Here is a 12,579-nt window from a genome sequence, read left to right as displayed (position 1 = left end):
CAAATGCATGCGGGAGGCAAGCGAATTGAGAGTGGGCACGGGAAACGCCGAGCTCAATAGGTTGGATGAGGCACTCACACGCTCTTGACCTCAATGGTGCACAAGCGCCACAGCGGAAAGGTCACGAAAGGACTCGACTCTGTCACGGAACGGAGTCTAAATGTTCCCGTTTTGTTCACACAAGAACACGGGAAACCGCGATGGATGCGTCTGATCGCCAACAGCGCCTTGCCGCGCTGCGGGATACCATTGCCAATATCGAGCGCAAGCCCGCGCTGGCCAATGCAGCAGTGCGCCATACGGTCGGTGCCGGGCAGTTTCCGGTGCTTGGCCCGGGTATGGTCCAGGAAATCTTTACCGATGAACACCGTAACTGCGGTGCCAGCCTGGGCTTTGCCCTTGGCTTGGGGCAGCAATTGCTGGGCGGCCCCCGCCAAGTTCTCGTCTATCTCCAACTAGCTGGGGAATCCCAGGAACTGGGTGTTCCCTACGGCGCAGGCCTGCTGTCCTTCGGCCTTGATCCAGCACAGCTGATCCTGGTCCGCCCCAAAGACATGGTGGAACTGCTCTGGGCCGCCGAAGAAGCCTTAGCGTGCCGGGGTGTTGCTGCCGTGGTGGCTGAGATCGGTGGTCAGCCCAAAATCCTTGATTTCACAGCCAGTCGGCGCCTCAGCCTGCGTGCTCAGGCCTCCAAAACCTCGATTTTCCTCCTCCGCTATGGCACCGGCCGAGAAGCGAGCGCCGCTCAGTTTCGCTGGCATATCGGCGGGGCCCGGAGCGGAGAAATGCCCTATGATCCCCGCGCGCCCGGCGAAACCCGATGGCGGGTGGTGAGAGAAAAGGGGGCACTAGCCCAAAGGGAACAGCAGGAATGGATTTTAGGCTGGTCGGAAAATGGCTTTTACATCGTCGATACAGCTGCCGATCATGCACCGGAAAGGCGCACCGGCACGACGTTACCTAGTGCTCCATCTCCCCAGCTGGGTGACCGACTACGCCAAACGGCATGACCCCACTTTGGGGGAAGCACCTCTGGCCTTTTATGAACGCATCAAAGGGGGTCTGCGCGTAGCGGCCCTTGACGGAGCGGCTGCCAGGTTTGGCGTCCGCATCGGCCAGTCCTTGGCTGACGCCCGCAGCATAGCACCGCAACTGCTGACCCGGGAAATCGACCACCAAGCTTTTGCTACCGCATTTGCTGAATTTGCCGATTGGCACTCTAATGCCAGCCCGCTGGTAGCAGTCCATACCGATTGCGCGCCCTATGGCGATCTAGTTCTCGACATTACCGGTGTGGAGCACCTTTTCGGTGGCGAAGCAGCCATGCTAAACCAACTGACCCAGCGTCTTGCTCAACTGGGTTATCACGTTCGTGGTGCCATTGGCAGCACGATTGGTTTGGCATGGGCTACAGCCCATTTTTCTCCGGGAGCTGTCATTTCGGAAGGCCGAACGCACACCTTCCTCGATGCGCTTCCCGTGGCTGCACTGCGCCTCACTAGTGAGCAGACCACCGGCCTTATGCAGATGGGCCTCAAGCAGATCGGCCAGGTACGGGAGCGTCCGCGCAAGCCCTTGCAGGCCCGCTTTGGTGCAAGCCTGCTTGTCCGGCTGGACCAAGCCTACGGCGCAATCGAGGAACGCCTGGTGCCCCGCCTACCAGCGGCAGAGCGCTATGCCGAGCGCCGTTTTGCCGACCCAATCGCTCTGATGGACGACGTGCTGATGACGGCACACGATCTGGCCGTGCAACTCGCTTGCCATCTTGAAACCGCTGGTGAGGGCGCCCAAGCCTTTCACCTCTTCCTCTATCGCGTCGACCATAAGGTCATGACACTTTCGGTTAATTCCGGTCGGGCCACGCGCGATCCGGCGCACATTGCCCGTCTTTTCAAGCACCGCTCCGAGCGTTTGATCGGGGAATATGATGCAGGCTTCGGCATAGACATAGTGCGCTTGGCCGCCAGCTCGATCTCATCGCTTGAGGCGGCCCAGCTCACTGCCCTGCAAAGCAGCGACGCCTCGGCGGACCTCGAAAAGCTCCTAGACCGCATGAGCAGCCGGCTTGGCGTAATGGCGGTGCTCCGCTCTTGTTTTGCTAACACGCACCAGCCAGAACAAGCAGTGGTTTTGGAGCCGGTAGTCGCCCGAACACCGGATGATCCCGCCACAGCGCCAGACCAAGCGCTTATCCGGCCCTTACGCCTTTTGCCCCGGCCCGAGCCCATCACAGTGACGGCCCAGGTTCCAGATGGTCCACCCGCCCTTATGGTATGGCGACGTGTCAGCTATCGCTTTACCAAGGCCGCAGGGCCGGAGCGCATTGCACCTGAGTGGTGGCGGAGCGGCAGGCCACTGCAGTTGGTGCCCAATGCCGAACCTTCCGAGCCTGACCGCAAGATTCGCGATCTTTCGGGGCTGCCCGCCCCCACTCAGGAAGCACTCGAAACCCCGCCCTACCTAGAAGGCGCTGATACGCGCGATTACTATCTTGCCGAGGATGAGACAGGCCGGCGTTTTTGGCTCTTCCGGCAGGGGCTTTATGAAGTGCAGGCTAGCCCCCTTTGGTACCTCCACGGGTTCTTTCCATGAGTGAGGTGCTCGAGTTCACCGCTCGATATCGGCAACGCCCGCCCGAACTGGAAAGCGACTATGTTGAGCTCGTCGCCACCTCCAATTTCTCGTTTCTGCGCGGCGCCTCACATCCGGAGGAATATGTTGCCGCTGCCGCCGCTCTGGGCTTAGCGGGCATCGGCCTTGCCGATCGAAATTCCTTTGCCGGCGTGGTGCGGGGGCTCGTGGCCTACCGCGAAATTGGACCGGAATTTCCAGGTTACCGCTATCTGGTGGGCACCCGGCTCGTTTTTTCCGACGGAACGCCGGACATCGTCGCCTATCCAACTGATCGGGAAGCCTATGGCCGGCTCTGCAAGCTCCTTACCCAGGCCAACATGCGCGGCAACAAGGGCAAGCCGCTGCTGCACTTCGCCGATCTATGGGAAAATCCTGCGGAAGAGGGATCGGAAGACCTATCAGCCGGGCAACTTTTCATTCTCCTGCCCGACGAGACGGACTGGCGCACAACCGAAGCGACCCTCAGAACCCTCGCCGCGCGCGCTCAGGGCCGCACCTGGCTGGCTGCAGCCCCACGCTTCGATGGCATCGATCGGGCTCGTCTCAACCGATTGGCTGACTTAGCTCACTGCCAGCACACCCCTCTCCTGGCGACCGGTGACGTGCTCTATCATGCCCCCGAACGGCGGGTGCTGCAGGATGTCGTGACGTGCATTCGCGAGCACCTGACCATCTATGAAGCCGGGCGGCGACTGGAAAAGCATGCCGAGCGGCACCTCAAAACCCCTGCAGAAATGTGCCGTATATTTCGTGAGCACCCCCAGGCTATTGCCGAAACGCGCCGCTTTGCTGCCCGCATCCATTTCTCGCTGGATGATCTGCGCTACAACTATCCCACCGAGACAGTGGGAAATGGCGAAACTGCGCAGGAGACGCTGGAGCGCCTCACCTGGGAAGGGGCGCGCAAACGCTACCCTCATGGGTTGACCGAAAAGATCAAGCATACGCTCTGGGAAGAGTTGTGCCTGATCGCTTACAAGCGTTACGCAGCTTACTTCCTTACTGTCCGTGACATCGTCCACTTCGCTCGTTACGAGCGCCAGATTCTCTGCCAGGGGCGAGGTTCGGCTGCCAACTCAGCGGTTTGTTTCTGCCTGGAAATCACCGAGGTAGACCCCACTATCCATAGCCTCGTCTTCGGGCGCTTTATTTCCACCGAGCGCGACGAGCCGCCCGATATCGACGTCGATTTCGAGCATGAGCGACGCGAGGAGGTGATCCAATATCTCTACGGGAAATATGGCCGCGCGCGTACTGGCCTCACCGCCAATGTCATTTCTTACCGCACCAAGGCCGCCATGCGCGAAGTGGGGAAAGTCTTCGGACTTTCAGAGGACACGATCTGTGCGCTCAATCAGCTTCATTGGGGTTGGGCCGATGGCATCCGCCCCGAGACCCTCAAGGAGATCGGGCTTGATCCTAGCGAGCCAATACTGGCCAGCGTGCTGGAAGTGGCGCGCGCCCTTCGAGGTTTTCCACGCCATCTCAGTCAGCATGTGGGCGGCTTCGTCATCACCCGTGATCCACTTGATCGCCTCATTCCGATTGGCAAGTCGGCCATGGAAGGGCGCACCATTGTTGAATGGAACAAGGATGACATCGATGCGCTCGGCATCCTCAAGGTCGACGTGCTGGCGCTCGGCATGCTGAGCGCATTGCGCCGCGCCTTCGAGATGCTTCATCGCAATTACCACAAGGATTATACCATTGCCGGGTTGATCGCAGACGCGGACCATAATCCCGAACAAGCCGCCAGCGTCTTCAGAATGACCCAGCGAGCCGACACGATTGGGGTGTTCCAGATAGAAAGCCGCGCACAGATGACCATGCTGCCGCGTCTTAAACCCACCAAGCTTTATGATTTCGTCATCGAGGTGGCCATTGTCCGCCCCGGACCCATTCAAGGGGGCATGGTCCATCCCTATCTGAAACGCCGGATCAGCGGCGAGAAGGTGACCTTCCCCAAGCCGGAGTTGAAGGCCGTCCTGGAGAGAACTTTAGGCGTGCCCCTGTTTCAAGAGCAGGCCATGCAGATCGCCATTATCGCAGGAGGCTTTTCCCCTGGCGAGTCCGACCAGTTGCGGCGCGCCATGGCCACATTCAAGCGCAATGGACGCATCGAGAAATTCCGCGCCCGCTTCATGTCGGGAATGCGCAAGAACGGCTACGACCCCGCCTTTGCCGAGCAGTGCTTCCGTCAGATCGAGGGCTTTGGTGAATATGGCTTTCCCGAAAGCCACGCCGCCTCCTTTGCCCTTCTGGTCTGGGCTTCGGCCTATGTGAAATGCCATTACCCCGACGTTTTCTGCGCTGCCATGCTCAATTCCCAGCCCATGGGCTTTTATGCGCCGGCCCAATTGATCCGTGATGCTCGCGAACATGGCGTCGAAATCCGGGACGTCGACATCAATCTCTCCGACTTCGACTGCGTGTTGGAGCCAGGCGTCAAAGCCGCTGATCGTGTCTGGCAGCAGCATCGGGAAATGGCGGGCGATATCCGCTCCAGCCATGCCGTGCGGCTGGGTCTACGCTATGTCAAGGGACTGGCAGAGGCCGAAGCAATGAAGCTCCTAGCCTGCCGCCGCAACGGTTATGACTCGGTGCGTGATCTCTGGCTTCGCACCCGGCTGACCCAAAGATCCCTAGCCATTCTCGCAGAAGCCGACGCCTTTGCCTCGCTCGGGCTGAGCCGCCGCGATGCCCTTTGGGCGGTCCGAGGTTTGATTGGCACCCATGGCGCCGAAACCTTGCCGCTATTCCTAGCCGCCGAGCAGCCGCGCCGTCAGGAGGAACCCGACGCCGCAATTCCTGCCATGCCGCCTGGGGAGTCCGTTATTCATGACTATCGCACGCTGAGTTTCTCGCTCAAGGGTCATCCAGTGCAGTTTATCCGCAATAAGCTCACGCAAAGGCGTATCCTGCGGTGCGCCGACCTGCTCCAAACACCACCCGGCCAGACGGTAGAAGTGGCTGGGCTTGTCTTAGTGCGGCAGCGGCCGGGCACGGCAAGTGGAGTGATCTTTGCCACCATCGAGGATGAGACGGGTATTGCCAATCTCATCATATGGCCCAAGATCTTTGAAGAGAACCGCCGAATTGTTCTAGGCGCGCGCATGATCTCGGTGCGCGGTCAACTTCAGAGCGCCGATGGCGTAACCCACCTTGTGGCCAAGAGTTTCACGGATATGACTGGTGATCTTCTAGCCCTAGCGGACGGCACCAGCTTTGGCGATGCAATCATGGCCCGAGCCGACGAGGGCAAGTCAGGACCCTATGGCAGTCGATCGACGGCCCGCGACAGCGACGACGAGCGCCGCCGCGTTTTTCAAGCGCTGCCAGGCGGACGAAATTTCCATTGAGACATCACAACGCGCATTCCCAAGGGTGGGTGCACATAAGTTCAGCATGAAATTGGCAGCGTGGTGCCGCAGAAGGGACTCGAACCCCCGACCCCATCATTACGAATGATGTGCTCTACCAACTGAGCTACTGCGGCGACGACTGGCCTTTTACGTCGCGTTTCCGGCCGGTGCAAGAGGCAACGCGACCTGGGCCGGCAATTGCGCTGTGCTCGGGCTGGCGCCAATTACTGGGCGGCTGGTCGCCGTCACCGGCACTTTCCACTCGAAGGCATCGAGGCGTCCGGTGACGGGAGAAACTGGCTCCCATTCGTCGCTCACGATGCCATCCGCCGTCCAGGCAGGATCTCTAGGCGCTCGCACCGCACGGGCCAGCCACTCGCGCGCCTTGCCCTGGTCCCCGTTCTCGCCCTCTTCGATTTCCGCCATCAGCATGGCCACCACCTGGGTGGCGTCGGACCCAGCGAATGGCGCCAACGCGTGCCGAGCGCGCGGCCAGTCGTAAGCCTCGATGGAGGCGCGCGCCATGGCAATGGCAGCGGCTCGATGCTCGGGTGGCATTTCGATGATCTCGCCCAGCCGCTTGAGACGGTCGACGGCAGAAGCCCCTGGCTGGGCATGTGCATAGAGCTCAGCGATGTCGGGGTGCCCAGTCGCGCGCCACACCCGGCGTAGAAGGCTCATGGCTTTGCGGGAATCGCCGCGGCTGATCTGAATGCGCGCGGCGATCAATGCCGCCGGCACAAAATCGGGCAGGAGCTTGAGCGCGGTCAGAGCATGGTCCAACGCTGGCAACGGATTGGTAACCTCCGCCTCCCGGGCGCGTGCGGTCTCGATCACGGCCTGCCGGCGGCGCTTGCGAGCGCGGTCCTCGCGGGACGTGGCAGTTTGCTGGTTGACCATTGCCACCGCTTCAGTCCACTGCCCGCGCCCCACCAGATCACCGAACACCGCTTCTGCGGCCCAGCTATTAGACGGTGACAGCGTCAGCGCCTTGCGGGCAAAGGTCAGGGCTGCCTCGGGCCGGTGCTGCGCGCGGGCTTGGTCATACAATCCCGCCAGCGCTGCCACGGCGGTACGTTCGTCAGTGATCAACGCGCGATAATGTTCGCGCGCGGCAGGCATGTCCCCCAGCGCGATATCGGCCCGTGCCTCGAGCAATCGCGCTGCAGAATGGGGTCCCGCAGAGAGCCGCGCCTGGGCCTCCCGGGCCAGGTAGCGTGCCCTGGCCGGATCACCAGCCTGTAGCGCAACCACTGCATCGGTCAGCGCCTCGATGCCTTGCTCGTGGCGCTTTATGCGATTGTGGCGCGCGATTGCGCCGGGCGCGGAGATAAGTCGGCGAACAATGGCCCAAAGGGCAATCACCACGACTGCCACCACAATCAGCATGAAGACCGCGGTACCCAATCGGGGCTGCATACGATAACCCGCCACCTCGATTGTCATCGTACCTGGCAGCGCAATGAGCCAGGCGGCCAGCGCAGCAATGACAAGGCTCGCTATAATCCAGGAGGCTAGCCTGATCATGGCAGGACCTCGCCGGCGATCACCTGCGTCCGCACAGTCTCAAGGAACCGATGGGCTTCCGCCTGGCTGGCGATCAGTACCGGAACATTGTTCGCCGCCGCAAGCATAGGCGCCGGTAGCGCCTGCAGCAGCTCCTCGGCAGCTACGAAATCGCGGCGCTCAATCGCCGCTTCCAGGCGCGAGACTATGGCGGACGGAGCATCGCCCTCCACTTCCCCGGTTGGGCGCAGCGCTATAGCCGAGGACAACCAATCGAGCGCGCCCTCCCGCCACTCTGCGCCTGGCTCGGCTGGACGGCCGGCCAACATCGACGGCAGCACTTCATTAAAACGGCGCACGACAACCTCTGGTCGCGGCAAGCCGGTATCAGCCACGTTGGTGAGGGGCGGAGGAACGTCCAGCTCGGGCAAGGCGGCCCGAAGAGCGGCGAGTTCCACCAGATACGGCCGCCCCGTCGCAAAGGCGTTTTCGAGACCCGACAGGATCAGCGGCAATTGCAGCACCGCGCCGAGATCGTCCGGTTGCTCGGCCAGCGTGGCAGTCACCTCGCCGACTGCCGCATCCACCGTCCGCAATTCCGCTTCCACGGTTCCCAGCCGCGCCGCAACCTCGTCGATACGGCCGATTACCGACTGCAAATCTGCGCGCAACGGTTCCAGAGCCGAGGGCTCGGTTGCTTCCGGTGAAGCTTCGGCGATCGCTTGTACCCGCTCGCGCAATTCGGCAATTTCAGTCTGCACCGGCTGCAGGTCGACTGGGTCAGTCGATTCGGGAGCCGGAGCCGCTTCAAGAGCGCCGAGCCGCTCGGTGAACGCGATCAGCTCTGACTGCGTTGCCGTCGTTTCTGTCTCGAGTTCGGCAAGCGCCGATCCGTATTGCTCCAGCCGCGGGTCGGGCGCAGGTGCTGTCGGGGCGGGCCACAGCCCGGCCCAAGCCAATCCGTAGGCTCCAGCCAAGCCCAGAACACCACCCACAATGGCCGCACCGAAGGCGAAACCACCCGCCTTCTTTTCGGCCTCATCAGCTTTCCTGCCCGCTTGATCAGCCTGGCTGCGCGGCGCGGCATTCTTATTGGCGACACTCTCCTCGGGCGTGGGCTTGGGTTGAGCATCAGCCGGCTTCTTGGTCTCGCCGGCGGTATCCCGCGCCTTTAAGTCGAGCACAGGCGGCTTGACTGGACCGCTCCGCTCTTCGGTCGGCTTGCCATCATTCGGTTTGGGATCGCTGCCCTTTGGGTCCGCCATGCCTAGTCCATTCCTCTTCTCAGGCGCCGATCATGGCCCAGATTGCTCCCGGGCAAAAGCCAATGCCAGTGCCATCATGCCATCCTCATCCGGACGGTCCGCCAGGCTGATGCGGCTGAAGCGCGCTTCCAGCAAAGGCTCGGCAACGGCCTCGGACATGCAGAGCATGGCGATCCGCCGTCGTTGCTCGGGATTTAGCGAGCCTGTCAGGTCGGCAAAAATCTCCGCAGTCCTACGGGAATAAACAAGGCTCGCCCCAATGGTTCCCGCGGCGAGGTCGGCGAGCACATCTGGAGGAAGGTTTTGGGAGGCAACCATCTCGTAGAGCTTTGCGGTTGCAACCATCACACCAAGTGGTGCGAGCGCCTTGGCGAGGTCGCCGCTCTGATGCTTGCCCGTCGGGTAGAACAGAGGCCCCTTGAGCCCCGAGATAGAGATGGCGTTGACTAAGTCCTGGAAAGCCCCTGCGGCGCTACTGACCCGCTCAAACCCAGCCTCGCTTGCTTCCTGCGCCGTCCGATCTCCCACCGCGAGAACCGGCAGATGGCGGTACGCGTCGATCACGCCCCGATCGGCAAGGCTGCGGATAGCATTGGCGCTGGTCACCGCCATGGCCACGAACCCATCAGCCGGAGGCAAACTCACCTCCAGCACTTGACGCTCCATCAGGGGTGCGCTGACCGCCTCGATATCGAGCGCCCGCAAGCGTGCAATGGTTGATTGTGCATCCGGCTCCGGGCGGGTGACCAGCATGCGGCTCATGTGCGAGCCCATTGCGAAAGCCATTCGGTGCCCGCCTGCGCCAGCAGATCTTCGCCCACAGCGCGACCCAGCCGGATGGGGTCTTCATCCCGCGCCACCGCGTCATAGGCAGTCTGTCCGTCAAGGCTCAGGATCTCACCCTTGAGCGTCAGCGTGTCACCATCCGTGCGGGTCAGCGCCCCCACCGGCGTGCGGCACGAGCCATCCAGCACCGCCAGCATAGCACGCTCTGCCAGGATGATCTTGTGGGTGGGAGCATGATCAAGCGGCGTCACGATCTCGGCCATCCGCTTGTCATCGCTACGCACCGCAAGGCCGATCGCCCCCTGTGCGGGAGCGGGCAGGAAGATCTCGGGGTCAAGCAAGGCCGTTGCCCGATGAGCTTCCCCTAAACGGTTGAGGCCAGCCACTGCCAGCATAGTGGCATCGGCGACTTCGTCGAGTAGCTTCTGCAATCGCGTTCCCACATTGCCCCGAAAAGGGACGATCTGGAGGTCCGGACGCTGCCGCAGCACTTGCGCCGCCCGCCGGATCGAGGACGTTCCGAACTTTGCGTTCTCCGCTAGGTGATCGAGGCTTTGCACCTTGACCGACATAAAGGCGTCGCGCACATCCTCCCGCTCAAGGAAAGCGGCCAGCATGATGCCATCCGGCAGGCGGGTTGCTACATCCTTGGAAGAATGGACGCCGATGTCGACCCGCCCGTCGAGCATCGCCTCGTCGATTTCCTTGGTGAAGAGCCCCTTGCCTCCGAGCTCGGTCAAATTGACGTTGGAAGCCTGCGTCCGGTCACCACCGGTTGAAAGCACCTCAATGGCGATGTCGTCTTCGCTAACGCCGTGCGCCTCGACCAGCAGGCTTCGGACCAATCGAGCCTGCGTAAGGGCCAGCGGGCTACCGCGCGTTCCGATCCGGGCAAAGGGGGTCGAAGATTGCAATGTGTTAAGGTCCTATAGTAGGCAATGGCACCCCCGAGGGAGTAGACCAGTTCGTCGTGACCGGGCAAGCGCAAGCCACAATTCTGGGTATCGAGACCAGCTGCGACGAAACCGCCGCGGCCATTGTCTCACGCGACCAATCCGGCAGAGGTTCGATTCGTTCCAACGTGGTCCGAAGCCAACTCGACGAGCATGCCGCCTTCGGTGGGGTGGTGCCGGAACTCGCCGCCCGGGCCCACATCACCTATCTCGACCACATCATTGCACAGGCTACGCGTGAAGCTGGGATCGAGCTGTCGGAGGTCGACGCCATCGCTGCAACGGCTGGACCGGGCCTAATCGGCGGAGTTCTCGTGGGGCTGACGACAGCAAAGGCCTTGGCGGCGGCCCTCGGTAAGCCGCTCATTGCCGTCAATCACCTCGAAGCACATGCGCTGACGGCGCGGCTAACCAATGGTGTGACTTTTCCCTACCTCATGCTACTCGTCTCGGGCGGCCACAGCCAGTTCGTCGTGATCCGTGGGGTGGGTGACTATCAACGCTGGGGGAGCACTATCGACGATGCGCTTGGCGAGGCCTTCGACAAGACGGCCAAGCTGCTGAGCCTCGGCCATCCCGGTGGTCCGGCGGTGGAGCAGGCCGCCAAGAAAGGTGATCCCAACCGTTTCAGGTTCCCTAGGCCGCTACTCCGTGAAGCGCGGCTCGATTTCTCCTTTTCAGGGCTCAAGACCGCCGTGCGCCTTCAGGCGGAAGCCTTGGCACCCCTGGGCGAACAGGACGTGTGCGATATAGCGGCGAGCTTCCAGGCTGCAGTCTCTGAGATTGTTGCGGTCCGCTCGGCTCAGGCGCTTTCCCGATTTCATGAGGAACTGCCAGGCGTCCGGCCTACTCTCGTGGTGGCAGGTGGCGTGGCCGCCAACCAGGCGATCGCCGCGGCACTGGCGAGTGTCTGCGCTAGGAGCGACGCCGATCTTGTTGTACCGCCCAGCGCGCTTTGCACCGACAATGGCGCCATGGTCGCCTGGGCAGGCGCCGAGCGGCTAGTGCTGGGCGCCAGCAACGCGCTGGACTTTACGGCCCGCCCGCGCTGGCCGCTCGATCTTGAGGACATGAAGGTGTCACCCAATGCGGCTTGAGACAGTCAGTGTCATCGGCGGGGGCGCCTGGGGCACGGCGCTTGCCCAGGCGGCTGCGATCGCTGGGCGCAATGTATCGCTGGTGGTGCGGAACGCCGCACAAGCTGACGAGGTGAACAACCAGCGCACCAACAGCACCTATCTGGGCGCGCAGCCACTGCATCCTGCCATCGTTGCGACCACCACCGTCGCACCGGCAGACTTTATCATTCTGGCAGTACCGGCGCAGTCAACACGGCAGGTTCTGCAGCAAATGGAGCCGACGCTGCTAGCAGGCAAGCCTGTGATCGTTTCAGCCAAGGGCCTTGAGGCTGGTACGCTCGACCGCCAAAGCGAGATCGTCACCAGTATCGCGCCCGACACACTGCCACTGGTTTTGTCCGGTCCCAGCTTTGCCGCCGACGTCGCTGCTGGCCGCCCCACCGCCGTAACGTTGGCAGGAGACGGTGTGGATCTTGCAGCAGAACTGGCAGCCGCTCTGGCCGGCCCCAGCTTCCGCCCTTACGCCGCCGACGACCGCATCGGCGTCGAGATCGCGGGAGCGCTGAAGAACGTCTATGCGCTAGCCTGCGGCGCCGTTGAGGGCGCTGGCCTTGGCCTATCCGCGCGTTCGGCGCTGCTGGCGCGTGCCTTTGCCGAGATGGAGCGCATGGTGACGGCCATGGGCGGCTCCGCCCACACCCTCACCGGTCTCGCCGGGCTTGGAGACCTTACCCTCACCTGCACCTCCACCCAATCGCGAAACTATCAGTTCGGCATTGCGCTAGGTCGCGGCCAGGCCGCTACCGATATCATCGCTTCGGGCGCCAAGCTGGCCGAGGGCGTCGCTACGACCCCGGTCGCCGACGCCTTGGCCCGAAGCCTTGGGGTCGACGCGCCGCTGATCGGCGCAGTCCAACAGGTGCTGACACAGCAGGCCGACATCACAACCGTCGTCGCGGGGCTGATGTCCCGCCCCCTCAAAAGAGAGAACTAG

General features: G+C 62.4%; 9 protein-coding genes and 1 tRNA gene. 5 read left to right on the top strand and 5 right to left on the bottom strand.

Features of this window, described 5'->3' with window-relative positions; all coding sequences use genetic code 11:
- Positions 1–200 precede the first annotated feature (200 nt).
- The 3 genes from QOV41_RS01765 to QOV41_RS01755 are packed head-to-tail and all read left to right on the top strand — an operon-like array spanning position 201 to position 5,993.
- Positions 201–1,010, top strand: a complete 810-nt coding sequence (locus QOV41_RS01765) for an ImuA family protein (protein ID WP_284579122.1) — start codon at positions 201–203, stop codon at positions 1,008–1,010.
- Positions 964–2,592 carry a Y-family DNA polymerase gene (locus QOV41_RS01760; protein WP_284579121.1) on the top strand — a complete coding sequence of 543 codons (1,629 nt, stop codon included), beginning with the start codon at positions 964–966 and terminating at the stop codon, positions 2,590–2,592. Before QOV41_RS01765 ends, QOV41_RS01760 begins: the two co-directional genes overlap by 47 nt.
- The gene (locus QOV41_RS01755) at positions 2,589–5,993 is read left to right on the top strand and encodes an error-prone DNA polymerase (protein WP_284579120.1); all 3,405 of its coding nucleotides are present in this window, start codon (positions 2,589–2,591) and stop codon (positions 5,991–5,993) included. The genes QOV41_RS01760 and QOV41_RS01755 overlap by 4 nt, the downstream gene beginning before the upstream one ends.
- A 61-nt stretch (positions 5,994–6,054) precedes the next feature.
- On the opposite strand, the gene QOV41_RS01750 is transcribed toward QOV41_RS01755, so the two are convergent.
- The 5 genes from QOV41_RS01750 to hemC form a co-directional block, all read right to left on the bottom strand.
- Positions 6,055–6,130 (bottom strand) — tRNA-Thr (locus QOV41_RS01750).
- A gap of 13 nt (positions 6,131–6,143) precedes the next feature.
- Complete coding sequence (locus QOV41_RS01745; RefSeq protein ID WP_284579119.1) at positions 6,144–7,523, bottom strand: heme biosynthesis protein HemY; 1,380 nt, start codon at positions 7,521–7,523, stop codon at positions 6,144–6,146.
- Positions 7,520–8,767 (bottom strand): COG4223 family protein, encoded by a 1,248-nt coding sequence (locus QOV41_RS01740; RefSeq protein WP_284579118.1) that lies wholly within the window; start codon positions 8,765–8,767, stop codon positions 7,520–7,522. Before QOV41_RS01740 ends, QOV41_RS01745 begins: the two co-directional genes overlap by 4 nt.
- 30 nt (positions 8,768–8,797) lie before the next feature.
- Complete coding sequence (locus tag QOV41_RS01735; protein WP_284579117.1) at positions 8,798–9,553, bottom strand: uroporphyrinogen-III synthase; 756 nt, start codon at positions 9,551–9,553, stop codon at positions 8,798–8,800.
- On the bottom strand, positions 9,526–10,467 hold the full coding sequence (hemC, locus tag QOV41_RS01730; RefSeq protein ID WP_284579116.1) for a hydroxymethylbilane synthase: 942 nt from the start codon (positions 10,465–10,467) through the stop codon (positions 9,526–9,528). Before hemC ends, QOV41_RS01735 begins: the two co-directional genes overlap by 28 nt.
- A gap of 80 nt (positions 10,468–10,547) precedes the next feature.
- Here hemC and tsaD point away from each other — a divergent pair, with 80 nt between their 5' ends.
- Together tsaD and QOV41_RS01720 are read left to right on the top strand one after the other, a co-directional pair.
- Complete coding sequence (tsaD, locus tag QOV41_RS01725) at positions 10,548–11,603, top strand: tRNA (adenosine(37)-N6)-threonylcarbamoyltransferase complex transferase subunit TsaD (protein ID WP_284581421.1); 1,056 nt, start codon at positions 10,548–10,550, stop codon at positions 11,601–11,603.
- Positions 11,593–12,579 (top strand): NAD(P)H-dependent glycerol-3-phosphate dehydrogenase, encoded by a 987-nt coding sequence (locus QOV41_RS01720; RefSeq protein WP_284579115.1) that lies wholly within the window; start codon positions 11,593–11,595, stop codon positions 12,577–12,579. The genes tsaD and QOV41_RS01720 overlap by 11 nt, the downstream gene beginning before the upstream one ends.

The organism is Devosia sp. RR2S18 (assembly GCF_030177755.1).
Taxonomy (GTDB): Bacteria; Pseudomonadota; Alphaproteobacteria; order Rhizobiales; family Devosiaceae; genus Devosia; species Devosia rhizosphaerae.
This window is presented reverse-complemented; position numbering and strand designations above follow the sequence as displayed.

Coding starts and splice junctions, on each gene's coding strand:
- QOV41_RS01735 (WP_284579117.1), bottom strand. CDS start 9,553: ATGGCTTTCGCAATGGGCTCGCACATGAGCCGCATGCTGGTCACCCGC.
- QOV41_RS01740 (WP_284579118.1), bottom strand. CDS start 8,767: ATGGCGGACCCAAAGGGCAGCGATCCCAAACCGAATGATGGCAAGCCG.
- QOV41_RS01755 (WP_284579120.1), top strand. CDS start 2,589: ATGAGTGAGGTGCTCGAGTTCACCGCTCGATATCGGCAACGCCCGCCC.
- QOV41_RS01720 (WP_284579115.1), top strand. CDS start 11,593: ATGCGGCTTGAGACAGTCAGTGTCATCGGCGGGGGCGCCTGGGGCACG.
- QOV41_RS01745 (WP_284579119.1), bottom strand. CDS start 7,523: ATGATCAGGCTAGCCTCCTGGATTATAGCGAGCCTTGTCATTGCTGCG.
- QOV41_RS01765 (WP_284579122.1), top strand. CDS start 201: ATGGATGCGTCTGATCGCCAACAGCGCCTTGCCGCGCTGCGGGATACC.